The sequence below is a fragment of the Bacillus sp. ISL-55 genome, assembly GCF_018613155.1.
GTDB lineage: Bacteria > Bacillota > Bacilli > Bacillales > Cytobacillaceae > Mesobacillus.
On sequence record NZ_JAGGQU010000032.1, the window covers coordinates 1 to 26,603 of the forward strand.

17 protein-coding genes and 1 riboswitch are annotated in these 26,603 nt (G+C 41.4%); of the genes, 10 read left to right on the forward strand and 7 right to left on the reverse strand.

Annotated features, from left to right (window positions below; all coding sequences use genetic code 11):
- Positions 1–43 precede the first annotated feature (43 nt).
- The 3 genes from J7E32_RS15655 to J7E32_RS15665 all read left to right on the forward strand — a co-directional run bounded on the left by J7E32_RS15655 (position 44) and on the right by J7E32_RS15665 (position 3,190).
- Entirely contained in the window at positions 44–952 is a 909-nt protein-coding gene (locus J7E32_RS15655; protein WP_214909029.1) for a carbohydrate ABC transporter permease, read from the forward strand.
- 2 nt (positions 953–954) lie between these two features.
- The gene (locus J7E32_RS15660; RefSeq protein WP_214909132.1) at positions 955–1,767 is read left to right on the forward strand and encodes a carbohydrate ABC transporter permease; all 813 of its coding nucleotides are present in this window, start codon (positions 955–957) and stop codon (positions 1,765–1,767) included.
- A gap of 61 nt (positions 1,768–1,828) precedes the next feature.
- On the forward strand, positions 1,829–3,190 hold the full coding sequence (locus J7E32_RS15665) for an ABC transporter substrate-binding protein (protein WP_214909031.1): 1,362 nt from the start codon (positions 1,829–1,831) through the stop codon (positions 3,188–3,190).
- A gap of 343 nt (positions 3,191–3,533) precedes the next feature.
- Here the strand turns inward: J7E32_RS15665 and J7E32_RS15670 are convergent, their stop codons facing one another.
- Both J7E32_RS15670 and J7E32_RS15675 read right to left on the reverse strand, forming a co-directional pair.
- The gene (locus tag J7E32_RS15670; RefSeq protein WP_214909033.1) at positions 3,534–3,671 is read right to left on the reverse strand and encodes a hypothetical protein; all 138 of its coding nucleotides are present in this window, start codon (positions 3,669–3,671) and stop codon (positions 3,534–3,536) included.
- Between the two features lie 20 nt (positions 3,672–3,691).
- A riboswitch (cyclic di-GMP riboswitch) is annotated at positions 3,692–3,777 on the reverse strand.
- Positions 3,778–4,037: 260 nt separating this feature from the next.
- Positions 4,038–5,201 (reverse strand): HupE/UreJ family protein, encoded by a 1,164-nt coding sequence (locus J7E32_RS15675; protein ID WP_214909134.1) that lies wholly within the window; start codon positions 5,199–5,201, stop codon positions 4,038–4,040.
- Positions 5,202–5,461: 260 nt separating this feature from the next.
- Here J7E32_RS15675 and J7E32_RS15680 point away from each other — a divergent pair, with 260 nt between their 5' ends.
- From J7E32_RS15680 to J7E32_RS15690, 3 genes are all read left to right on the forward strand, one after another.
- The gene (locus J7E32_RS15680) at positions 5,462–11,311 is read left to right on the forward strand and encodes a DUF4350 domain-containing protein (protein ID WP_214909041.1); all 5,850 of its coding nucleotides are present in this window, start codon (positions 5,462–5,464) and stop codon (positions 11,309–11,311) included.
- A gap of 559 nt (positions 11,312–11,870) precedes the next feature.
- Complete coding sequence (locus tag J7E32_RS15685; RefSeq protein ID WP_214909043.1) at positions 11,871–12,521, forward strand: 5-bromo-4-chloroindolyl phosphate hydrolysis family protein; 651 nt, start codon at positions 11,871–11,873, stop codon at positions 12,519–12,521.
- Entirely contained in the window at positions 12,521–13,699 is a 1,179-nt protein-coding gene (locus J7E32_RS15690) for a toxic anion resistance protein (protein WP_214909045.1), read from the forward strand. The genes J7E32_RS15685 and J7E32_RS15690 overlap by 1 nt, the downstream gene beginning before the upstream one ends.
- Positions 13,700–13,772: 73 nt before the next feature.
- Here J7E32_RS15690 and J7E32_RS15695 read toward each other — a convergent pair whose 3' ends face one another.
- Positions 13,773–14,369, reverse strand: coding sequence for a lecithin retinol acyltransferase family protein (locus tag J7E32_RS15695; protein WP_214909047.1), 597 nt, complete (start codon positions 14,367–14,369; stop codon positions 13,773–13,775).
- 168 nt (positions 14,370–14,537) lie between these two features.
- Here J7E32_RS15695 and J7E32_RS15700 point away from each other — a divergent pair, with 168 nt between their 5' ends.
- Positions 14,538–15,089: a hypothetical protein gene (locus tag J7E32_RS15700; protein ID WP_214909049.1), complete on the forward strand. Its 552-nt coding sequence runs from the start codon at positions 14,538–14,540 to the stop codon at positions 15,087–15,089.
- Positions 15,090–15,144: 55 nt separating this feature from the next.
- On the opposite strand, the gene J7E32_RS15705 is transcribed toward J7E32_RS15700, so the two are convergent.
- A complete protein-coding gene (locus J7E32_RS15705; protein ID WP_214909055.1) occupies positions 15,145–18,561 on the reverse strand; it encodes a cell wall-binding repeat-containing protein in 3,417 nt (1,138 codons plus the stop codon).
- A gap of 179 nt (positions 18,562–18,740) precedes the next feature.
- On the opposite strand from J7E32_RS15705, the gene J7E32_RS15710 reads away from it, so the two are divergent.
- Entirely contained in the window at positions 18,741–20,540 is a 1,800-nt protein-coding gene (locus tag J7E32_RS15710) for a cell wall-binding repeat-containing protein (protein ID WP_214909061.1), read from the forward strand.
- A gap of 241 nt (positions 20,541–20,781) precedes the next feature.
- Entirely contained in the window at positions 20,782–20,946 is a 165-nt protein-coding gene (locus tag J7E32_RS15715) for a YwzD family small protein (RefSeq protein WP_214909063.1), read from the forward strand.
- 44 nt (positions 20,947–20,990) lie between these two features.
- Here J7E32_RS15715 and J7E32_RS15720 read toward each other — a convergent pair whose 3' ends face one another.
- Positions 20,991–21,176, reverse strand: a complete 186-nt coding sequence (locus J7E32_RS15720; RefSeq protein ID WP_214909065.1) for a hypothetical protein — start codon at positions 21,174–21,176, stop codon at positions 20,991–20,993.
- A 181-nt stretch (positions 21,177–21,357) separates the two neighbouring features.
- Here J7E32_RS15720 and J7E32_RS15725 point away from each other — a divergent pair, with 181 nt between their 5' ends.
- Positions 21,358–23,058 carry a cell wall-binding repeat-containing protein gene (locus tag J7E32_RS15725; RefSeq protein WP_214909067.1) on the forward strand — a complete coding sequence of 567 codons (1,701 nt, stop codon included), beginning with the start codon at positions 21,358–21,360 and terminating at the stop codon, positions 23,056–23,058.
- 217 nt (positions 23,059–23,275) lie between these two features.
- Here J7E32_RS15725 and J7E32_RS15730 read toward each other — a convergent pair whose 3' ends face one another.
- Positions 23,276–24,322, reverse strand: a complete 1,047-nt coding sequence (locus J7E32_RS15730; RefSeq protein ID WP_214909073.1) for a C40 family peptidase — start codon at positions 24,320–24,322, stop codon at positions 23,276–23,278.
- A gap of 291 nt (positions 24,323–24,613) precedes the next feature.
- Positions 24,614–26,581, reverse strand: coding sequence for a cell wall-binding repeat-containing protein (locus J7E32_RS15735; protein ID WP_214909079.1), 1,968 nt, complete (start codon positions 26,579–26,581; stop codon positions 24,614–24,616).
- Positions 26,582–26,603: the final 22 nt, after the last annotated feature.

Genomic DNA, 26,603 nt, shown 5'->3' on the forward strand with positions numbered 1-26,603 from the left:
ATAAAAGTTTTGACAATACGGTTTTTGATAAAGAGGTGTTTATATGAAAGCAGATGCTCCTCCAAAACTGAGTTTTTGGAGAAAATCGCTTAACGCCCGAACAGCCCTTTTATACCTGTTTCCATCGATTCTTCTGTTTGCGGTGTTCATTTTTTACCCGATGTTCCGGACGATTTACCTGAGCTTCTTTCTGACCGACCAGCAAGGAGCAGCTGCGCTTTTTGTCGGCTTTGAAAATTATGCCTATTTATTCGAGTCGAAGGAATTCCGCAACAGTATCAAGGCCACGGTGCTGTTTGTTCTCTATACCGTACCAACAGGGGTCATCATTGCGCTGTTCCTGGCGCTGATTGCGAATGAAAAGCTGAAAGGAATCGGCTTCTTCCGAACTGTCTATTCCTCGACGATGGGCATTTCGGTCGCTGCTTCCTCTGTTGTCTGGCTATTCCTGTTCCATCCAAGTATCGGGATGTTCAACCGGCTGTTGAATGTCATGAATTTGCCAGGGGTCCAGTGGCTGCTTGATCCGGATTGGGCGCTTGTGTCGATTTCGATTTCAACGATCTGGATGAATATCGGATTCTCGTTTCTCATCCTTCTCGGCGGGCTGCAGAACATCGATGAACATTTATATGAAAGCGCCAAGATTGATGGTGCTGGCTACTGGTATCAGCTCCGCAGAATCACGATCCCGATGCTGTCGCCGACATTGTTTTTCATCATCACGATTTCCTTGATCAATGCCTTCCAGACTTTCGGGCAGGTTGATATTTTAACTAAAGGTGGTCCTTCCCAGGCGACAAACCTGATTGTTTACTCCATATACCGTGAGGCATTCGTCAACTACCAGTTCGGCACGGCGAGCGCTCAGGCAGTCTTTTTGTTCATCTGCATCCTGATCGTAACAATCCTGCAATTTAAGCTCGGAGAAAAGAAGGTGCACTATCAATGATGATGTCGACACCGAAAAAAATCCTGTTTTATATTTTGCTGGTGATTTCAGCCTTCCTGGTCTTTTTCCCGGTTCTATATGCCTTCATGATCAGCTTCATGTCGGGCGGGGAAATCCTCCAGGGTAAGTTTTTTCCAGAGTCGATCCATTTTGATAACTATGTAAAAGTTTTCGACCGTCTGCCGCTGATGAATTACCTGATCAATAGCTTCGTAGTTTCGTTCGGGGTCATGCTCGGTCAGCTGGTCGTCTGCAGTCTGGCGGCCTATGCTTTTGTGTTTATCCCGTTTAAGGGAAGGGATTTTATCTTCTTCCTCTTTATATCAACAATGATGATTCCCTGGGAAGCTACGATGATTCCTAACTTTTTCACCATCCAAAAGCTGGATTGGATGAATACTTATCAAGGTTTGACAGTGCCGTTTTTCGCACTGGCCTTCGGAACCTTTCTGCTGCGCCAGCATTTTAAGACGATTCCAAAAGAGCTGCATGAAGCGGCAGAGGTGGCAGGGCTCGGTAAGTTCGCCTTCTTTTGGAGAGTGATCCTTCCTGTGTCAAAAACCAGCCTTGTCACGCTCGGTGCCTACGGGTTCCTGACGACATGGAATATGTATTTATGGCCGTTGCTCGTGACAAGTACAGGCCAGGTCAGGACAGTACAGATCGGCTTGAAGCAGCTGCAGTCCCAGGAAGTAGCGACTGAATGGGGCGTCGTCATGGCGGGAGTGATCGTGGTCATCATCCCGACACTGTTATTGCTTTTTGCAGGACAGAAGCAGCTCCAAAAAGGCCTGACCCAGGGAGCGCTGAAGTAATTCAATTTGGGTTCAACTTCTGGTATCCAGAAGCATTTTAATAAAAGGGGTGTTCAGCAAGATGTTGAAAAAACTTCGATGGTTTCTCGTAATTAGTGCGATTTTCAGCTTAATCGTCATGTCGGCATGTTCCAATGATGCTAGCAAAGGAGATGACAAAGACAAGGAGAAAGATGAGGGAACGAAGCCTGGTGAGAAAACAGAAATCTCGTTCTGGCATGCGATGTCCGGACCGGGACAGGAAGCACTTGATGGCATTGTCGCTGATTTCAACAATTCTCAGGATAAAGTCGTGGTCAATGCGGAATTCCAGGGTACCTATGAAGAAGCTTTGACAAAGCTTCGCAGTGTCGGCGGCACCGATAATGCGCCGGCGATCATGCAGGTGTTTGAAGTTGGGACTAAGTACATGATTGAAAGTGGCTTTATCGAGCCAATGCAAACATTCATCGATAAGGACAATTACGACCTATCCCAGCTTGAGGAAAACATCCTGAACTACTATAAGGTCGATGGAAAACTGTATTCGATGCCATTCAACTCCTCGACACCGGTAATGATCTATAACAAGGATGCTTTTAAGGAAGTAGGTCTTGATCCGGAAAAGGCGCCGCAAACATTCAGTGAAGTAAAAGCGGCTGCTGAAAAACTGACGAAGAAGAACGAACGCTTTGGATTCTCGATGCTGACATATGGCTGGTTCTTTGAACAACTCGTTGCTACACAGGGTGGTCTGTATGTCGACAATGATAACGGCCGTTCTGATGATGCAACAAAAGCTGTGTTTAATGGAGAAGAAGGACTGCGTGTCTTCAAGTTCCTTGATGACATGAACAAAGCTGGAACTTTCGGCAACTACGGAACGAATTGGGATGATATCCGTGCTGCCTTCCAGACAGGAAAAGTCGCGATGTACATGGATTCATCCGCAGGTGTTGCCGGCGCAATCAATAACTCTTCCTTTGATGTAGGTGTTGCCTATATACCTTATCCGGATGAAGTTGAAAGACAGGGCGTCGCGATTGGCGGTGCGTCATTATGGATGAGCAAAGGGATTGGTGAAGATAAGCAGCAGGCAGCTTGGGAATTCATGAAGTTCCTCGCTTCACCTGAAAGCCAGGCGAAATGGCATATCGGCACAGGCTACTTCGCGATCAACCCGGCAGCTTATGAAGAAGACGTGGTAAAGCAGGAGTGGGAAAAATACCCGCAGTTCAAGGTTACAGTAGACCAGCTTCAGGATACAAAACCATCCTTCGCGACACAGGGTGCATTGATTTCCGTTTTCCCTGAATCACGCCAGCAAGTCGTGACCGCACTTGAAAACATGTACCAGGGAACACCGCCACAGGAAGCATTGGATCAGGCAGCTGAAGGAACAGACAGGGCGATTGAGATAGCGAATAAGACGAAGAAGAAGTAAGTGTCTGATCAGGCAAGCCACTGGATCACATTGTGAACCGTGGCTTGCTTTTTATAAGGAAGGCTCTATGTTGAATTCGTGTAGGTATTGAGAGTCTTCCGGCTATTGATATAGAGGACACTTTTGAAGCAGAAATAGGAGGAGATATTCCGGTTAAATGCTAAAAATAAGAAAAAATCCAACGATTTGGATGAAATAAACGGATAAACGACCCTTATTTTCAAGGAATTAAGGGTCGTTTCCAATTTTAACGAAATTTTTCTGTTTATTTTCAAACACTATGAAATCAACATTGAGTTTAATAAAAAAAACTCCGTACGAACGGAGCTTTTGTTGCAAAGGCTTAAATCTGGTTAGCAAGTATAGTTACAGCAGCGCTGAGCAATACAGTGGCTAATAATAATCCTGCATATAAGAAATTCTTTTGTCTCGCTTTTTTCCTTTGCATTTCCTCTGGTGTTAGCCAATTCTGGTTTGACATCAATTTACTCCTTTAAGATTGATGGTAGCTGGCAGACTTTTTCCAATAGAAAGAGGTCCCTATAGCTTTGCGTCATCATTTTTCAACGATTTTGCCCTATATAAAAATATCCTATTTATGAAAATGCTTTCAATAGGTCTTTTTTCCTAAATGTCGAAATATGGTACTTTATCGAACGCTAACAAATTTTTTTTAGTGATAAATGTAGAATTTAGTATTTCAGTTAGGGAAAAAACACCGATTATTGATGTCTACGGTTGATAGAGTGGATTATTTGACCATTCGATATACATTGCAACGTGGGTTAAGTCTTTCTAGGGAAAGCAATACCTCCACCCAACAGGGCAGAGGTATTTGCATTCGATACTATAAGAATAGCCTTTCGACGAGCCAGTAGGCCCCAAAGAAAATGATTACTATTGAACCAAATTTGATATATTTGCTCGAATCCTTAAGACGATGAAGATATGTCAGCAACGGAAGTAACAACAGCACGATTAAAATCTGTACAACCTCGATTCCAATGTTGAAGCTCACAAGTGCTGATGCAAGATTCCCCTTTGAGAGGTTCATCTCCTGAAGGATATTCGCGAAACCCAGGCCGTGGATCAAACCGAAGACAAAGGTCAGTCCCCATCGGTGGTTCACTTCTTTTTTGAAAATATTCTCCACTGCCACATAGATGATACTAAGTGCAATCACGGACTCCACAAATTTAGAAGGTAAATCCATAATCCCCAAAACTGCAAGACTCAAGGTAATGCTGTGGGCAATCGTAAAAGAAGTCACAATCATCGCATATTGCTTAAATGTTTGCTTACGCAGTAATAGTGCGAATAGGAACAAAAGGTGATCATAACCAGTTAAAATATGCGACATCCCTAGCTTGAAAAAGGACAACCAGGAAGATGTGGGTTTAGTAACAGGTTTGGGTTCTTGCTCGGTGTTAGAGCCATCAGCCTGATCACTTCCAGCTTGCTGCTCCTGCTGGTCCTCGGTAAGCAGAATGGTCCATGAGCGATTCTCTCCCTGCAAAGCAGCCTGACTGGATCCACCTGCATAGGTTGCGGTCAATAAGTTCACATAATTGGTATCAGCGTCGTTAAAATAAAGTCCATCATTAAGGGTTAGGGTATCTCCTGGCTGATAAGCAGGGTATTTTAATGTAAGAGTAAGGAATTCCTTGTTTTCTTTTTTCTCTATTTTAAAATCAACGAATTCTGGCTCTTGTTGTTCGTTGCCTTTATCAAGAATAACCGTATGGGTAAGGAATTCGATAAGATGGTCTTGTTCCTCTTCAATTTCACTCATTTCAAGAATGTTATTCTCATTGATATCAATGTCCTCTTGAAGCTCGATGATCGACAAGGCATCGATTGAGAATTCAAAACTTGTTTCATCTTCTAAAAACTGAATAGTTGTGAAGCTGGCGCTATAAGGGTGTGCAGCCGCCATGGAAGGAAAAGTATATAGAAATATAGCGAAAATAACGAAGTATAATTTTAATTTAGACCCTCTCTTGTTAAACATGCTCACCAGTTGTCCTCCCCGAACTAATCTATTCTATTATCATCTAAATCTAATCACATTTTCCCATTTGTGTATAGTTGATGGAAAAATTTATACTGGAATTTTAATAAACTATTTACTCTAGACTTATATCTTTAGAATCAAGAGTTTTGTAGAATTATAGATGTACTAATACTTTTTAATGAAAGGGTGTCGATCATCTTCTAGGGAGTATTCGTTTTTAAGGGGATTCACCAAATCTTAGTAGAGGTGGAAAATGAATGAACAGAAGAAAGAGAAGCTTCAAAAGATGGACTAGTTTGCTGACAGCAGTATTATTACTTATTACCACATTTATGCCATTAGGCTTGGTCCGAAAAGCAAGCGCTTCCATATCCGATCATGTTGTCATTAGCCAGGCCTATGGTGGTGGAGGAAACAGCGGAGCGGTATTTTCTAGTGATTTCGTAGAATTATATAATCCAACTAATCAAGAGATATCTTTAGAAGGTTGGTCTGTCCAAAAAGCCAGCAGTACAGGTACTGGTTGGCAAAAAGTTGCGCTAACAGGATCTATAAAACCTTATGGTTACTATTTGATAAAAGGTAAATCTGGTACATCGGTTACAGATAAACCATTGCCACAGGCAGATGCAGAAGATCCCACTTTAGACCTCGCAGGATCGGGAGGGAAAGTGGCGTTAGTGCCTCATACAGATCTTTTAAATGGTCAATTCCCAGCAAACACTGTGGACTTCGTAGGGCTTGGGAAAGGGGCTGTTGGCTTTGAGGGAACTGGACCAACACCAGCCTTGAGCAACTCCACAAGTGCCCAAAGACGACCATACGCGAATGTAGAACCTGCTATTGGACTAGGGAATGCATGGGATTCTGATGATAACTCATTAGATTTCGTGTCAGCAACGCCTGTTCCTAAAAACAGTGCAAGTCCAGCTGAACCGCCAATGGAATCAGACACCAGCCTTCAGCCGGTAGGAAATAACATTCAGTTCACTTTACAGGATGGTAAGGCAAAAGTGACTGGATTTGTTGCAGCAGCCGCAGAGCAATCGGTCATCAATGTCTATGAAACATCGGCAAAAGGAACGGCGCTTGGCAATGCCAATGCAGCAGCAGATGGATCATTTGAAGTGAATTTTGAAACAGCGAAAGCTTTGACAAGTGTTTACGTAACGGCAACACAGGACGGCAAAGACGAAAGCGATGCCATCCAAATCAATCTAGCTCAGGACAGCAAAAATGTTGCTGCCGACAAACTTAGCTACAGTGTTGATAGCAAGGGCAAAGGCACGTTGATCGGCAATGTCGGAGCAGGTGTAGCAAGATCAACAATTTTCGTTTATCCTGACACTTCAGCAAACCAAGCAGAGAGACTGAACGGAGAAGGAACAGAAGTACTTGGAACTGGCGCATTTAATACGATTACATTCAACAATGCTCCTGCAACGGTCTACGTTACGCAGCAATCAAGTGACGCCAATGGAATCATGCTTGAAAGCGTCCCTGTTTCAGTTGAGAAAGCTGCAACAGATGTCGTCACTCCTCTGAATGAAGTGAAAGTGACGGATTCAAAGGGTCTTCTTTCGAATCTCAACCAGTTCTTCACAGTTGAGGGTGTCGTCACAGTCGATAATGGCGTGATGGGCACACAGAAGAATAACTTCTATATTCAGGATGAAACAGCCGGAATTAATATTTTTGGCAACTATGATTCTGGGCTGAAAATTGTCCGCGGCGATAAGCTTAAGATTACAGGAAAACTCATTCAATACAACGGTTTAACAGAATTAGAAGCAACGGCTATTACAAAAGTGGAAGAAGGCCTAGCAATCCCGGCACCTAAAGCAGTGTCGATTATGGACCTTAACACTTTCACGGTTGCGGAACCGCTTGAAGGCAGTCTTGTCCGCCTTGAAGGCAAGGTTTCGTCTGTCGCAACATCTGGAACAAACTGGAATGTTACTTTAGTTGATGAAAATAACAAATCCACGACTGTTCGTGTAATGGATAAAACAGGCATCAAGGCAGATGAAGTTTTTGAAAACGGCAAGAGTTACGCTGTGACCGGTATCGTCGGCCAATACACAACGAACGCGACGCATGTCAGCGGGTATCAGATCTTCCCTCGCGATATGATGGATATTAATGCGCAATTGGCGATTGACCACGAGCCTATGAAAGAGGTCTACAAAGATACTAATGTTGAATTTGTGGCAAAAGCAAGTGGGGCAGAATCTGTAACGGTCTACTACCGTGCAACAGGTGATGCAGACTATATTGCTCTGCCGATGACAATGGGAAGTGAATCCCGTTATACAGCAATCCTGCAGTCTGAAAATGTACCAGCTGCTGGCTTTGATTATTATATTGAAGCGAAGGCTGGCGAGAAAGTTCAGAGTTCCGGTACAAAAGAAACTCCTCATCAAGTTACATTGGGAGAAGATAAGGACGGACCGCGTATTTATGGTGAGTCACCGGTAGGCGGAACGAAGGTTGAAAGTCCTCGTCCGGAAATTTCTGTTCTGCTGGAAGATCCAAGTGGCGTTGACCAGGAAAGTGTAACAATCTGGCTTGATGGCGAGAAGCTTACTAATGCTCAAATCAGCCAAAGTCAGGTGAAGTTCACTCCTGAGGAAGATTTAGCACTTGGAGACCATACAGTAAAAGTTACTGCAATGGACTCAAAAGGGAACAGCAGTGAATCTGAATGGACATTTACTGTAGTACCGCGCTTTGAAGGTGGAAACCACTACCGAGGTACAACTCATAACCATACGAATATTTCTCATGATGGTGCCGGAAATCCAGAAGATGCACTAAGAGCTGGACAAAGGTATGGGTATGACTGGTTCGCATTCTCTGATCATTCCCACGATATCGATCCTGACAAACTAGGACAGGATACGGTAGAACGCAATGGAATGTTGGAGCGAAGCGGCGGAGCAGACTGGCAGCTGACAAAGGATTTGTCTGCACAATATACCGAAGATGGCGAGTACGTCGTATTCCCGGCATTTGAAATGACCTCGACAACATGGGGGCACTCCAATATCTTCGGCACTGAAAACTTCATTGATCGAAACATCAATGGAAAAATGTATCAGGATCTGAACAAGTACTACGCCTGGGTCATGACATATGACGATGTGGTAGGACAGTTCAACCATCCTGATATGTCAAAGGATGCATTCAATAACTTTAAGCCATACAACAAAGATATGGATAAACTTTTCACCATGCTTGAAGTTGGAAACGGATCAGGTCATTATGGTTACGCGAATGCAGAGAGAAAGTTCTTCTCTGTATTGGATCTAGGATGGCATGTAGCACCGACTTACGGTGAGGACAACCACGAAGGTACATGGGGACAGACAAGGGCTCGTACGGTTATCGTTGCCGATGACCTGTCGCAGGATTCCCTTCTTCACTCTATGCGTAATATGCGTGTGTACATGGTAGAAGATCCTAACTTCACATTCGATGTGAAGGCCAATGGTTTCTATATGGGATCAACTGTAGACAGCAAGTCACTGAAGTTCAATATTTCTGGAAGCGATACAGTTGCTGAGAGCCGGTCAATGGCTGAATACGGCTATCTCCCTGCAGATTATAAGTCAGATGATCGTGTTGAAAAAGTTGAATTGATCACAAATGGAGGCAAAGTAGTAGACTCTTATTCTCCAATGACAGCAGATTTTACATGGGAGCCTTCTTACAATGTTACTGGCGGCCAGCAATGGTTCGTTGTACGAGTGACCCAGACTGATGGCGAGCGCATGTACTCTGCACCAATCTGGTCTAAAGAAGAAGCTGTCGATGTAAAAGTAAATGGAATCGATATCGTAGGTGACGTTATTGTTGAAGGAAACCCTGCAACATTGAAAGCAAACGTCGCGAACAATGGTACACAGGAAGTCAAAAACTTAAAAGTAGACCTCTACTTTGACGAGGTAAAGGCAGAGAACCTGATTGGATCACAGGATATCTCATCAATTCCTTCAAAGGGAGTAGCGGCTGCAACGGCTGTATGGGAAAGTCCGTTAAAAGGCGACCATAAAATCATAGCTGTTGTATCTTCACTTGATGGATTGAATCTTGGAGATAATGAGTTTGAATTGTCGGTTAAAATCAAGGAGCCACTTGGAATCAAGGTGGTAATTGATGCGAAGCATGGCAATGAAAACACAAGCGGCGATGGCGGATCGTATAAAGACAATCTAAAATCTTTCACAACGATGATGCAAAAAGAAGGTTATACAGTTACCGAGAACAACTCAGCTATTACAGATGCTGTATTAAACAATGTTGACGTATTGGTCATTACACACCCAAGATCAGCTTACACCGCTGATGAGAGTGCAGCGATTGCCCAATTCGTAAAGAATGGCGGATCATTATTAATGTCAGGAAAGAGCAATCACAGCACAAATCCTGCAATCAATAACGGCATGCTTGAACAAATGGGTGCAACCATCCGTATGGGCAATGACGGCGTATTTGATGACAGCAAGACAGGCAACTTCTGGAGTGATCCGAACGTAGCGCCTTTTGCAGTCAGAGCATTCCCTGGGCTGGTTTCTAACTACATCACGGACCGCGTTTCATTCCTTGATTATTACAGTGGAACAAGCTTATCTGGTCCAAACAACACAGCTCTTACTGAGAGTGAAAATGTGGTTATCTTAGCAAAAGGCAATGAAACAACCTATCAGGGCAATATTAAGGGCGGGTACACATATGACGCTGTATCTGACGCAACTGGCGGATCTGCGATTCCTTTGATTGCCTCTGAAAAAATCGGTGAAAATGGCCGCATCATCGTATCCGGAATGAACATTTTCAACGATAAACAAATCGACGAGTCATATGAGCCGAAAGGGAATGATGAGTTCGCACTGAATGCAATTAACTGGCTCGCTCACCGTGAAACACAGATTACTAGTATCGGTGATGCAAGGAAGCTTGCGGAAGATTCCGAAACTGTAATCGAGGGTACAGTCACAACTGGAGCTGGAGTATTCTTCGACGCATTCTATGTACAGGATGAAACAGGCGGCATCATGGCATTCCAGGAAGTGCCTGCTGGCTCAATCAAACCTGGTGATAAGGTCCGCGTCTATGGCCATATCATTACATTTGATAACAACAAGGAAATAGAGTTTGCAAAGTTTGAACAGGATGTCATCAAGATTGGTGAAGGTGATCCTGTTGAACCTAAATTCGTTAAAACAGGAGAAGCTACTTCTGAAAACATTCAAGGCCTTCTCGTAAAAGTGAAAGGGGAAGTCGTAAAGAAATTCGATGATAACTCTTATATTATTAATGACGGCAACGGAGATGTTTTAGTATTCACTGATGGCTATATTGTCAACCAAAGCGGTCCAGTACCAGTACTGGAAGCAGGGGATACACTAGAGGCTGTCGGCCTGTCTGGTTCCTTCGCTCAAGGAACGAGAATCCGTGTGCGTGATACAAAAGAGTTAATCGGAACTCCTGGGGACAGAACGGCACCTGAAACAACAGCTGTTGTAAACCCTGAAGCACCAACTGGCAAAAACGGCTGGTATGCTACTGACGTAACCGTTACACTTTCCGCCAAAGATGATAAATCTGGCGTGGCAACCACTGAATATCGTTTCTCAGGAGAAGAGAACTGGAGAAAGTATGCAGCTCCAATCGAGTTGAAGGAAGATGGTGAATACACCATTGAATTCCGCAGCGAAGATGTTCGAGGGAATGGGGAAGAAACGAAGACTGTCGATGTCAAAATCGACAAGACTGCTCCTGAACTAACGGTTTCAGTAGATAAACCGATCCTTCTTGTTCCAAACCATAAGCTGGTCGATATTAGAGCAAAGTTGGATTATAGCGATTCAACTTCTCAGATGGATTCTGTGGTACTGAAGTCAATCGAAATTAATGAACAAAACGCGGATGATAATGATATCCGTGGTGCATTATATGGTACATTGGATACCGATTTTGCCCTTCGTTCAGAAAGAAATGGAAACGGTAATGGTAGAATCTACACGATCACCTATCTTACGACAGACAAGGCAGGAAACACAACAGAAGTTCAGGCGACTGTCACTGTCTTGAAGGGCAGATAAGCTTAAAATAGAAAGACTGCTATCAAAAGGAATCCAAAATTTCTTTATAGCAGTCTTTCTTTTATTAATGCTAATCTCTTTTCAATATTCAAATCCACTTCACCATCTCTACTCATTGCTTCTATTCTTTTTAGATTGTTTGCTGATGATTGTTAACAACCAAAACTTTTCCTCCGGGCTCAACATGCTCCAGCTTCCTGCTTTAACTTTCATATTAAACACTCCTTATCAGATGTATTTTTTTTACTTTTGCTTCTGTAATCCCTATATACCGCCTTTTTTGAATAATGAAACAACAAAAGTTTCTACAAATTACCAGGTAATCCTACATGCTAGTCCACATCTTTTGTCGAAAAGTCGTTGAACAATGATATTAAATATTTCCAGTTTGAATTCATCTCCGTCTCAAGACCTAGAACACACTACAAACTGAGTCTGTAGAAAAATAGCTTGTTTTGAAGTATTGTATAAGGGAGAAAACATTTTTTTACAGTGAATGAAACATTCTGTATCTTCTATTCGTATAAGATAGGAAGATTCAAAACAGGAGTCGATACTAATGAATAAATTCCTTTTACGATTTATGCAAACTGGTGCGGCAATCCCTTTTTCGGCGTTCATCTGGCTATTGGCCTTTACTGGCTTTGACCAGACATTTTGGATGTCTTCGCTCTATGGGTTTATTGGCGGTGGAGTGATGTTCTTTGGACTAGGTTCATATCTGCAAAAACGCTTTTTGGAAAAAAACAGACTGACCATGAAGGAATACAAATATATTAAGAGAAATCTTAAAGAGGCGAATGTGAAGATCAACAGGATTCAGAAGTCGCTCTTTTCCATCCGGCATATCCGTTCGCTGAAACAAAGGATGGAGCTGTTAAGGCTTGTAAAAAACATCCAGAAGCTAAGCAATCGCGAGCCGAGAAGATTCTTCAAGGCAGAACAGTTTTATTTTTCACATCTTGATTCGATAATGGAACTAAGTGAAAAGTATGCCTTCCTATCCTCCCAGCCGGCTAAAAATCGGGAATTGGAATACTCGTTACAGGATACGCAGGATACTTTAAAGGACCTTACCAAAATCGTTGAGAAAGACTTGAATTATATGCTGGAAGAGGATCTTGACCACTTGAATTTTGAAATAGATGTAGCAAAGTACTCGATTAAGAAGCGAAATGAAATTCCTGATGAAACCAGGAGGTTGAAATAATGACGGAAAAAAATCCTGACCTTTTAAAAAATACCGGAAATATAATGGATGATATCTTAACCAACCCGTTTGGAGATTCACCTGAATTGCAGCTGCAGCCCAGCCCGCAGCAACAGAACAGCAAACCAGTTAAGCTGATTGATGTCATCCCTGAGGAAAATCGCCAGCGAGCCTATCAATTGGCTGAGCAAATCGATCCAAAAAATCACCAGGCGATGATTCAATATGGTACCCAGGCACAGGGGAAACTGCTGACTTTTTCGCATGCGATGCTCGAGCATGTCCAGAAAAAGGATGTTGGTGAAGTAGGAGAAATCATTAGTGACTTAATGAAACATCTCAATGATATGAATCCGGATGAGCTGAGCGCGGAAAAGCAATCCTTCTTTGCCCGTATGTTTGGTAAAATTACGGGATCTGTGCAGGAGATTCTCTCTAAATATCAGAAGACCGGAGCACAGATTGATCGGATCAGCGTAAAACTGGACCGCAGCAAAAATGTCCTGCTATCTGACATCGGCATGCTCGAAAAATTGTACGAAACAAACAAAGAGTATTTCAATGCTCTAAACATCTATATTGCGGCAGGAGAACTGAAGCTAGAGGAACTCCATGAAAAAACCATTCCTCAATTGAAAAAGGAAGCGGAGTCTTCCCAGGACCAGATGAAGTTCCAGGAAGTCAATGACATGATCCAGTTTGCCGATCGCCTGGATAAGCGCCTCTATGACCTGAAATTAAGCCGAGAAATCACCATCCAGAGTGCGCCGCAAATTCGCCTGATCCAGAACACCAATCAGGCGTTAGTAGAAAAAATCCAGTCTTCAATTGTGACAGCCATTCCACTCTGGAAAAACCAGGTTGCGATTGCCTTGACGCTAATCAGACAGCGGCACGCAGTTGAAGCACAGAAACAAGTTTCTAAAACAACAAATGAATTACTCCTTAAAAACGCAGAAATGCTAAAAACAAATACAATTGAAACAGCTAAAGAAAACGAACGTGGCCTTGTTGACATTGAAACGTTGAAGAAAACGCAAGAAAACCTGATCACCACTTTGGAAGAAACATTGAGGATCCAGCAGGAAGGCAGGACAAAGAGACGTCAGGCAGAGCAGGATCTTGCCGCAATGGAAAACGAGTTAAAGCAAAAATTGCTGGAAATCAAGGGTAACTAATAATAAAGGTGAACAGCGATTGGTCTGTTCACCTTTTATCATTTTTAGTAAAAGTACTTCTTAGTGTATAGTACTATCTCCGTCTTTCCCCATTCCTGCACCAATTGACAAAATGCTCACAGTTATTGAATAAGAGGTCATATTCTTCCTCTCCCAATTTGCTCTTTGCTCTTCGGATGACGGTATCAATCGTATAAATTATATCGCTATCCATCAAATGTATATTTCCGCCTTGAGCAAAGTCTTCAAGACTGTCAATTCTTATTTCAAACTGGCTATAATGAATGACATTGCCTCTTCCCAGGTACAACCCGTGGTGCGAATAGTCTAACCCTAGCCACCTATTTACATATAAGTGGTCACCGCGGTAGAATTTTTTTGCTGAGTATTCAAGGTCGCGAAGAGAAAGCCGGTCTTTAGATGCTCTAGAATGGTTATCAATTGTTTCTGATAGCAAATAACGCGCTTCCAATACATCTCCGACTAGAGGCGATAATTGTTTTACTTCTTTAATAAGTTTTTTTGTATCTCGTTTTAATTCCTTTTTTACTTTCTCTCTTTCTTTCTTTGAAAATACATCTAGTATGTCTTTGGAAGAAGATGTTCCAGGTTGAGAAGTTTTGATATCCTCAGAAACAATTTTCAATAGGTCATCCAATAATCCCCACATATATGCCACCCCAATTATTCCTTTTTTATCCACATGAGTACATTATACCCATTATTTATAGGTCTTTGGTCGTAATTATAGAAAAATAGGAATATAATAGATATATTATTAGAAGTCAAAGTGTTTAATAGTTTATAGCCTCAAACCCCAAATTAAGGAGAATTTTTTATGAAAAACGGTTCAATTTCACGAAATCCACTGATTATCCTTTACTTCATCTTTCTTGGAATACTAGCCTGGTTCAGTGCCGCAAAAAATGTGCTTTCTAACGGAGACTGGATGGTCATTTCATTTGCAATGCTGCCCTTACTACCTTTAATAGGCTTACCCATTCTTTTTTTACAGACTCGGATAGAAATATATCATGATCATATTAAATACATAAGTGGGTTTAAAAAGAAAACTTATAGTTTAAAAGGGATAGAGAAGGTGTATCGAAGAACTGTTAAGGATCAATTCTCAGGAGAAGGATTCCAGAACTTTCAATATGTAGCTTTTAAATATGAAGATGGCTTTATTGTAAGCTTTCCATTTTCATTTATTTCCCTCGCAAAAAACACTCCCAAGCTGCTAAAAAAGATAGAGCAGATGAATCCGGATGTTGTTTTTGATAAGGATACTTCAATCTTAAAAAGCGGAAAGCCCCACCCAATGAATAAACTAATCCGTTTGTTAACTCTCGGGTTAGGGACAGTGGTTTACTTGTTTTTTATATTTTAATATCAGTAGCAAAAAGGACACTGAATAATAGTGTCCTTTTTGCTTGTCATGCTTTTTATTTTTGTAAATTGAATGAATCAAGGACGCTTTTCTCAATAAGAGGAGTTGCATCTGTACTCTCAAAAGTAGTACCTGGTCCAGAAATTACATTTACTGGTGTTATAGTCGTTCCTGACAAGTCAAATACTTTCCAGACTGTTCCTGTACCAGTAGTAGGGACATGGAAAGTCCTGATGAGTTCGTTGCCAATGTACACTTCAACTTTTGCACCTGAGCTGGTTAGTGCCGTGCTAGTATCATCTGATTGGTTGGAGTAATTATGGACATAATAGCTATACTTTCCGGCAGTTTGCTTGTTAATTGTAACGGTTTCAGGACCGAATGAGTATCTATCATCATAGTCTAGGCTGGCGATCGGATCATCTTCATCTTCATAATAAGCTTTATTTCTGTAATAGATATGAAAACGATCAGATCCATCCATTGTCGGCCCTGTCAAATGTGAATCCAAGTCAGAAGGAGTTTCACCCCATGTCAGGACAACGGAGATTTGATCCTCTGCAAGAATTGGACGTAATGTTGCATGGTATTCAAACGCTTCCTGATCACCGATTGAAACGATATCAATAAAGGTAGTGGTAAAACCTTCTTTTACCAGTTCTGCAGTATAATACCCAGCTTCAAGCGGTTCGATTACATATTCTCCATAACTATCTGTAGTCGTAGTCTTAAAAATATCGCCAGTACGTGCGTTATGTCCTTTACGAAGGTTAACTGTGACCCATTCGATCTCCTGTCCATTGATGGCATTGGATATCACACCTCCAACAGATCCAGGCGAATTGATATATTCATTACTTAATAGTCTCATTTTAGGATTATGGGTTATCTGATCGCTATCTATGATGACATTATCATAATCAAGCGGACCGTAACCGGTTTTCGAATAGGTAACACCATATGTGCCATTAAATAATCTTATATCATATTTGCCTTCTGCATCTGTTTTCAATGTTTTTACAGGATAATCATCTTTATAGATAGTCACCGCCACATCCTTGATTGGCTGGTCTGTTACTGCATCTTTTACCTCCCCTTTAAGAATCCCGGAGTTTAAGCAGTATTCCTGTTTATTTTTATAAATTGATAAGTTGGCAAGTTCATACTCACCTTCAACTCCGCCTTCAATTACCCAAAGTTTTGCTGCAAGGCGGTATTTTACTCTTGATTGGAGGCTGATATCAAAATCATTTGTAACGCACCCGTCTTTTTCAAATTCTCCATTCAAGAAATTCATTTTAATATATCCCTCACCCTTAGCAGTGTTGCTAATGGCAAAGTCATTCTCGAGAACAGCCGGAAGGAGCCCACCGACATTAAGGGCTGCATCTGCTCCATATTTCTTGGTAACCGCGATTGCTCCTTTTACATCTCCGGTAAGTTCATTTTTAACTTTTGTAATATCTCTATATGCATCAAAGTCATTTGACTCTTTATCCCATTTTATCCCCATATCAGTTTTATCTTTTTTTACATAACCAATATGGACATCAACATTGAACTTACCTTCAAAGGTAGTGGTGATAAAAAGGGTGATTCCAACTGGCACCTCTTGATAGCCTGAGTCACCCACGCCAGCTCCTCTAACAACGACAGGGGCCGGGACGAAAGTGAAACTTGCAAGAGATAGCCTGTCATCCCTTTTTACTCCCTCAACCTGTACCCAGGAGTCATCATCCCCATAACCATAATTCGTCTTATTCTTTAGGCCGAACTTTCCTTTAAGTGTACCTGTCAGATCAGCATTTACTGTGGAATCGTATGAGACTCCGAAATCAAAGCTCTTCCATTTCTTTAATATCCTAGTTTTTTTGATTTCTGCCTTTGGTGTAATATTGCTGATTTCGAAGGAACCTGTCAGTTTTAATTCTTTCTGGGTTTCTCCTACAATGAAATCATCATTATCTTCACTGCCGGTGCCGCCTTCAGCATCTTCCTTTTTTGAAAGCAACCTGCCCAAATCCATCTCAAAGGCTAATTTCATTTTGTCACTTGCTAAAAAACGCTGATTCTGTAGCTGGCTAAATTCCTGGAACGAATTTACTGCCTGGTCATCAACAACCATGGCAACACCTTCCTGGAGTTTCATATCCACCAACTGTTCCATTGTCAGTTCTTCATCAAGCTGGATGTTCAAATCTTCAAATACATCTTCAATCGCAGGCTGTCCTAGTTGAAGAACGAGGTTGCCGTTAGCATCTTTTTCTGATTTCATCACTTTGGCAATCATGCCAGTCGGATGATCCTCACTTTGTGGGAAGAAAATCATATCGTCTTTAACATACTGGGATTGGGAAATGTTTTTAAGTGTGTATGTAAGAGTCCCATTATCATTTGTCTGTACTTTGACGGTGTTATCAATGAACTTATCCGCTTCTGCATCTGTAAGGAATTTAGCGTTCTCAATTACTTCTCCACCGCCAACAGTATCCTCAAACTTTACAAGCAGTTGTTGGAAGGCTGTGATGACTTTATCTTCAACAACTCCTGTTCCGCCAAATACCTTAAAGTCCTTGACTTGCTGTTGAGGGAAAACAATTTCTGCATCTGCTGGTACTGCCGATTTGGTTGTTAGAAGGATACCGGTTTTGTTTTTTGCTGCTAAAACAGAACCTGTAAGGGCATCAGGGAAGTTCGTACCAGTACTGATGTAAATATTTTCATTCTTGTCGTAAAGCTCCCGGATAACCTTAGAAGCTGTTTCGTATCTGTTTTTACCGGAAATTCTTGTAGGGTTCTCGAATTTCTTTTCAATCGCAGGATCGATTACACCTGTTCCTCCGATTAGAGTTACATTATTGAACGTTTTGGCAAATTCCTCAATATTGGCTGGTATGCTTTTAGGTGCTGTCAGCAAAATTGGAATACCATTTTCTGCAGCATAAGGAGCGATTGCCAAAGCATCAGGAAAATCAGCGCCTGTAGCTAGGAAAACCTGGTCTTTTGCAGGGTTAACTTCCTGGGCGATTTTCAGGGCTGTTTCATATCGCGAGCTTCCTGAAACACGCTTGACTTTGATATTCATACTCTCAACTTGTGTTTTAACCTTTTTGGTTAGAGCCTTTTCGCCACCCAATAAGATAACGTTTTTGACTTTAAGTCTTGCTAATTCTTTTTTCGTAGCTTCTGTTAATTGATCAGGAGCTGTCAGCAAGATAGGTGCATTCAATTTGAATGCCAATGGTGAACCTGCCAACGCATCTGGGTATAAATCTCCTCTAGCCAGAATGGCTGTTTCTGAACCATTAGCCCAACCTGATTTTGAAATGTTAACCGCTGTTTCATAGCGATTCGCTCCAGAAATACGTTTGCTGGAGTCTCCTCCCTGTGCATTTGCTCCTTCAGGTGTCATACTGAAAAATAGAGCGAAAGCGAGCAGGAGTTGAAGAGTTAATTGAAAAAATCTACTCAATTGGTTAATCCTCCCTTTTTTATGTTTTACATTTTTATATATTACCAAAACTGAGACATTATGACTATATGAAATGAGAGTAAAGTACTATTAATTTAAATGTTTATACATTTATAGATTTATATTTGGAAGGATGTTACCATTTAAGGAGAATAATAGATAGAGGGGAGAAGGGAAGTTTGAAAAAATTCATTACAGCTTTAGTTGCAGTCCTAATGATTTTGGTGCCATTCCAGGCAGATTCAGTAGAAGGTGCAGTAAGCTATCAGAATCCACCTGTGCCGGTAATAAATAAATACCTTACTGATGCTGCATTAAAATTTGACGTACCACCTGAAATAGTCAAAGCCATTGCGATGGAGGAAAGTGGCTGGCAACAGTTTAAGGATGGTCAGCCTTATATATCGGAAGTTGACGGTAGAGGTATTGGCATTATGCAAATAACAGATCAAGGGGACTTTGATCAGGAAAAGCTTAAAACCGATATTAAATATAACATTGAGATCGGTGTTAAGATTCTTGATCAGAAATTCCGAGCAGTTAACAGTAACAAACTGCCAACTGTAAACGATAATGACCGTCATATCCTTGAAAGTTGGTATTTTGCGGTGCTGGCTTATAATGGGCAAGTCCAAAAAAATAGTCCAATCTATAAACCGGGAGGACAAACGAATACAGCAGCCTATCAGGAAAAGGTCTATACGTATCTGAATAATAAAAATCCAGGAATTGGTGTTTATCCACTGCCATTCAACTTCAAGGAAGAGGATTTCACCTATACAGGAGCGCCGAAATATCAGTTGATTTTTGAAAAGGATCATTTTGAAGTTCCGGAACATCTATTGCATGAAAGCAAATATTTCTACAAGCCAAAAGATGTCGTTTTCACCGCAAAAGGTGCTAACTTCCGTGAAGCGCCATCAAGATATGCCAAGGTAGTGAAGACTTTGCCTTCCGGTGTAAAGGAAGCAGTGACGATTCTCGAAGATTTTGAATACGACCAATCAAATTTAAGCGACAGCCAGATGCTCAACCTTCAATATGTCTGGTATAAAGTTCAACTGAAGGACGGTACGATTGGGTATACAGCCTCAAATGAACTGGAGCAGCTAGCCAGCAGAATTTCCGGGGCAAACAGATTTGAAACTGCAGTTGCTATTTCACAAGAAGGCTGGACAACCGCAGATACGGTCGTACTAGCAAAAGGCTACGATTTCCCTGATGCCTTGGCTGGCACTCCGCTTGCACATCAGTTGAATGCGCCGATGCTCCTGACAAGGGATAATCTGCTACCTGATGTAACAAAGGATGAAATCACTAGATTAAAAGCAAAGAATGTCATTCTACTGGGCAGCACAGGAGCAATCAATGCCGAGGTAGAGCAGAAGTTAAAATCAATGGGGTTGAATGTCGAGCGATATGGCGGCAAGAACCGATTTGAAACTGCAATTAAGATTGCAGAAAAGCTTCCTGTAAAAGGGGATACGGCTGTACTTGCTTATGGCTATAATTTCCCTGATGCCCTGTCCATCGCTGCTTATGCTGCTAAAAATAACTTCCCGATTTTCTTGACGAGGGAATCTGAGCTTTCGCCTTCAACAGAGCAGGAACTGAAGAAATACAAACATACGATTGTTGTGGGAAGTGAAAGTGTAGTCAATAGTACACTTTTCAGCAAGCTAAATGATCCTAAGCGTTATGGCGGCAAAAATCGATATGAAACAAACGCCATGATTGTAAACCAGCTTCCACTTGGAACGGAAAAAGCATATATCGCATTTGGCTATGAATTCGCCGATGCGTTGACTGGTGCAGTCCTCGCAGCAAAAAATAATTCTTCGCTGCTATTGTCGAATACCGACAATATCCCGGAACCGACAAGGACTACTATTACGGGACATGACTTTGGACACTTCAGTCTGCTTGGAGGAACAAAAGCGATCAATATCCAATACGAATTGGGTGAACTAGTGAAATAAGTTTTGTGGACAATGAGTATCAAACTCATTGTCCTTTTTATGTTATGGAGAGTAAGGGACCTTCTATAAAACTTCGGAGTATTTGAAAATTTAGGTAGAGCCTTCTAGACATCTGCATGAGGGATTAAGATGTTGTTGAGCTTTCCTTATAGATTTAACTAAACTGTAACAATATTTAATTGGAATGTTATTTACAATTATATGAATTTTTAATAGAATGATGTCATATTTAAACGAATGTATGGAGGATCAAGAATTGAAAGAGCTAAGCAAAGAGGAGAAAAAGGCTGATTTTGTCGAAGTCTTAAAAAGCGCGTACGATAAAGGTTTACATGATAAAGAAATGACAGTAGAAAAAATTTTGGAAGAATTAAAGTTGGATTTGAAAAGTATAATGACTATATAGAACAAGGAGGCCGGAGCTATACACCGCCTCCTTTTTTATTTTTATCATATTAATGTGTTTGCAGCTTGAAGCTGATAATAAATTCTTTCAGCTTTCTTTTTATGAAATTCTAGTTTTTTCTCAATCTTAGACTTAAGTTCAAGATTAATGCAATCATTCAAAAGTGTTTTATGATATCCATGTTGATAAGAATGCCAACTGTACTTTACACGGTAAATAAGCTTTTGCATAATAGCCTACCTCCTGCTAGGATTGGTATCTTTATATTCCCTATATATTCCGCAGCAAAACCTTGTTTAGTGAGGGTTAGTCAAGGTAATTAGTTGTTTAGGGCTAAGTACCCATTACAAATATTGTAAATTCCTTTATCATAATGTTGTTGTGAAAAAATGAAAAAAGGGGCGTAATGAATTGAACGGTATTTTGAAAGTGCTTTCTTCAGCTGCAGCTATTGCCATGGTTACTACTTCTCTCTCCATTCCTTTTGCCAATGCGGAGGAAAGTTTATCTAAGAGATTGGAAGAAAGAAAGAGTTTTATGATCAATCATCTTGAACAGCGTGATCCAGAGTCCTATGAATTTACTAGCAAATCATCTTCATTCCAGGCAATCACAGCAGAGGCTTTCTATAAGCAGCAAATTGATTATAACCAGATTCATGAATACCACTTTGCTACTAATGGCGGTACTTTTACTGTAGAGGCGCTTCACGAGAATGCTGACGATTCTTTAGGTCCGGATTATTATATATATAACATGGACACAGGTGAACTGGTTGATCCTTACGATGGAAAAACATTCCTGTTAGATCGGGGAGCCTATTATTTTGTGGTAATGGGTTATTCAGAAGAGAAGACTAATTATGAATATACATTCTCAGGAACCTTCTCATCTGAACCAGATTCAGTACTGCCAAATCTGACAATTGCTAATCCATCCGCTTCGGAAGTCCGCCTGGCGAAAAATTCATCGCCAAATTATTCTGTATCGGGAACATCGGATGCAGATAGTCTTACATTGTCCCTTAATGGGGAGCAGGAAGCTGATCTAACAGCACCAGGTACCTTCAAATGGGACCAATTAGTACTTTCACCGGGATATAATTTCCTTACTTTTGAAGCCATGAAACCTGGCGGAAATAGGGTTACTGCATTGTACAGTGTTACCCTCCCAGGTCTTTCAAGGATTCAGGGGAAGGATCGTTATCAAGTTTCAAGCAATGTTAGCAGCACATTAAGGAATCGTGGTTTTGGAAGCGGTACTGTCATCATCACTAGAGGTGACTTGTACCCTGATGCGGTTGCAGGCGGTCCGCTAGCTGCAACAGAGGATGCGCCAATTTTATTGACAAATCCAAAATCCTTGCAACAGTCAGTCATTACAGAACTTGAAAACATCCAGCCAGAACGTGCGATTATTCTTGGGGGAACTGCTTCTGTTTCACCTGACGTTGAAGCCCAGCTTAAAAGCTTAGGGATAGAAGAGGTAGAGCGTATCGGAGGGAAGGATCGCTATGTAGTTTCGGCAAGCATTGCTGATCGGGTAGCAGAATCTTGGGGTGAAAGTACAGCAATTATTGCCAGCGGAGAAGCATTTCCAGACGCACTCTCTGCATCAACTATTGCAGGGCCATCAGGAATGCCGATTCTTCTTGTAAGAAAAGATGGAGTACCGGCTCCTATTGAAAATTTTATAAAGAATAATCCGCAAATAGAAAACTATATCATAGTTGGAGGTACGGCAGCTGTAAGCGATGCTGTTGGCGCCAAGATTAAGCAACTCCGTCCAGGGTCAGAAGTTGATCGTATTGGCGGAAAGGACAGATATGAAGTGTCTGTCAATATAGCGGAGTATGCAATCGAGAATCGTGGGATGGATGCCAGCACACTGACATTCGCACGTGGCGACCTATTCCCTGATGCCCTTTCTGGCGCGCCTCTCGCAAACTTTTACTATTCACCTCTGATTCTTACTCCTGCTAACAAGATGCATGATAAGGTGAATGCCTTCTTAACGGAAAATAGCAATGAAATCGATAATATGTATATTCTTGGCGGTACCGGAGCTGTCTCTGCGGATGTAGAAAAGAAATTGAACAGCTTCATTAAATAACAGCAAGCCCTTCTCTTTCTGAGAAGGGCTTTTCATTTAGGGTTAATACGGGTACAATAAACAGCGAGAAACGGGAGATAATTTGATATGAAAAGGATCTTGTTATTCTTTCAGGTAATCAAGTCCGGTATGCTGTTTATTCGAGAAATAATCCAATATAAACGAGAACAGAAAAAATAAGAGAGACTCCTGATTTTAATAGGAGTCTCTCTTATTTTTAATAAAATCTCTTGAAGCTGTCAAAGTGCTTTTTATAATAGGAGTCATCCAAACTCGTCACTCTCACACCGCTATCATCAGCGTGGATGAATTGATTGTTTCCTAGATAAATGCCCATATGGGAAATTCCCTTTTTGTAAGTATTCTCAAAAAATACCAGATCGCCAGGCTGTGGGTCAGAAACATAATAAGAACGGTTGAAATATCCCTCGGAGGATAAACGATTTATCGATTTTCCAGCTTTATTATATACATAATAAATAAAGCCACTGCAATCAAATCCGGATACATCAGAACCTCCCCATACATATGGAGTTCCTAGATGCTTCTTTGCTTCCTCAAGCAGAACTGAGACCTCTACACTAAGATCCTGGCTGCCTGGTGCTGCTTGTTCTTCTGGCTTGCCGCTGACCTTCAGCTTCTGTCCAATATAAATCATATCTGAACTTAAGTTATTCATCGCTTTTAATTGCTGTACAGATAATCTGAACCTTGTACCGATCTGGCTTAAGGTGTCCCCGCTCTTTACTATGTATTCTGATGTTGGGGCAGCGGGTGCAGGATTAGCAGGAGCCTGGGCTGGAGGCGGTGGTGCAGGAGCCGGAGCTGGCTGTGCATTGCCTGTGCCTGTCTGCTGACCAGGACGTGATACATTCAGCTTTTGTCCAGGATAGATGAGATGGTCTTTAAGTCCATTCCATTCTTTAAGCTCTGCCAAAGAAATATGATGTTTATTGGCGATTTTGATTAATGTATCTCCGCTGACGACTTTGTATGTACTGGCTGCCTGGACAGGAGCAGGTGGGGCAGATGGAGTAGATGCTTTCTGCTCCTGTTTTGAGACCACCAGAGTCTGATTGATATGAATCAAATCAGAGGTCAGTCGATTCCACTCCTTGATATCTGCAACTCTCGTATTATACTTCCTGGCAATGTGGGAAAGAGTATCCCCTTTTTGGACAACATATGTACTGGCTGCAGCATTTCCTGCATATGAGGCTGAAAGCATGGCGACTGTCGCCAGAGCCACGACTTTTTTCTTCATAATAATTTTCACCATCCTGTCATTTTTCCAATATTTGATAAAATATTATCATATTAGACTGTAAAATAATACTTAATTTTACAAAATGCATGCAAATAATCATATTTTTAAATAGGTTAATATACCTATCACGATTTATATGAACCTAATGGAAGGTTTCTCCTTTTTAGTTATATCGGCAGTTCCTGTTTGTTTGTTAAATTTAATAGGAAACTAATAAGGTGTTTTCTATGCCTCCTGTGTTTAATATCAATAAAAAAACGAGTGTAATCTCTCACACTCGTCAGTACTTTATTTTAAGTAATTCTGAAAGGCTGGATCTGTAACGTCTTCCGACTGCAGTTCCATGCCTTTTGATGTATCAAGCTGTTCAAGAGCATATTTTTGAAGCCCTGTAGTGCTGACTTGAACTAAGGAAAGAACATATATCTCTCCATTTTTCTGGTACATTTCTTCTGCTTCCCCGTTGATTAGATAAGAGCGGTCAACGAGGAAAGTTGAATAATCGTGCTTGAAGATATAATTGCTAATGCCAGAGTAGAAACGGTTCTCGTTCAGAACGAAGGCAAGATCCATATATGGAATTTCAAGTTCTGCAGCGTAGTCTAAATTCCCCTTAAATACATGACCCATATTGTTGAATAGATACTTACCATCCGGAGAGACTTTAATATTTGTAATGAAACCAAAATTACCTAAATCGTAATCACCGTGATAGGGAGAATCCTTGTACCCTGAGATATTCCCTTGAGAGATATAATATTCACTAATATCTCGAGGAGATACATCTGTATTAATAGCATATATTTTGCTTTCATTCGGGCTTAACTCCAGGTAGCTGCGCTGGCGTATCATCCTTGAAGAGACTTCTTCACCAGTCACCCCTGAGTAGCTCTTTAGCTCTGTCCATTGACCTGAGCCACCGGCAACATAGATGAATCCAAGTTGGTCAACAACAAGATCAAATGGATCAAGTGCGATTTCGAATTCATTTTCAAGTTCAAACGTTTCTGCATCAACGATGGCGATTCCGCCCGATTGCTCATCGAACCAATAATCATCATGTTCCCGATGCACGAGGGTAACGTAAATTTTATCGTTTGCTACATATAATTGTTCCGGCATGTCGGTAAACTGTATTGAACTGTGTTCACCAGTCACATAATTATAAGAATGCAAGCTGAAATCATCATCGCTTAGAGAATACAGTACAGGCCTAGTAGTATCCATTGCTGAGGCTATGATATTATGCTCAAAGGTTTTTAAAACCTTTGAATCGGGATGAAAGGTAAGCTCCATCACCGTCTCGGTGGAAACTGCATTTTCACCGCCAAGGATAAAATAACCTAAAAAACGATTTTTCTTAAAGTACTCTGAAGTTGCAGAAACTACTGTATCAGGTTGAGAGAGTATTATATTTGCGCCAAGCTTATGGGATAGTCCAGCTCCTGCTACTGCATCTGGATATTCCTCAGCCGTTGTGCTGGTACTCGTGCCTCGTACTATAATGACATGGTCAGTCAATGAAGCGTCGGCAGCAGCAAGGTTCGTCATATAACGGTTTTTACCGGAAATTCTTGTCACTGTTCTGCCTTGAGCTTCAAGTGCCTGGGCAACCTCTTTCCCGATTACACCTTCACCTCCGTATATCATTACTTCTTTAATATTCGAAGGCAAGTTGACTGGCAGATTGGTTTTATTTGCAAGATAAATAGGAAGTTGATTGATGGCAGAGTTACTTGAAGCGGACAAAGCGTCGGCAACAGCAAATCCATTGACTACGATGGCTTTTGTTCCTAATGAACTTCCTGCTTCCTTATTAATATTGGCAGCTGTCTCAAAACGGTTCTTTCCGCTGATTCTGACAGGATCAATACCAAGCTGTTTCAGTTGATTTTCAACTGTACCGCTGATTGCTCCAGTACCGCCTAGTATATAAACGGTAGTAGCACCTAACCTGTCGATCTCATCAATCACTGATTGAGAGAGTTTAGTAGGATAGGTGAGTAAAATTGGCGCATCGGCGGCACCTGACAGGGAAGCGGAAGATAAGGCATCAGCCGGGTTGTCAGCGCGCGCAAGAATGACTGCATCAGCCTGCTCCCAGCTTGCATAAGAAATCTCTACCGAGGTTTCAATCCGATTTTTCCCCGCAATCCTCTCATAATTACTTGCCGCAGACGTGATAGAAGCAGTAGCAAAAAAGCTTGCCAGTGAAAATAAAAAGACTAGAAGAACAGAAAGCCTTAGCTTCGACACAAAAATTCCTCCAAATTATTCA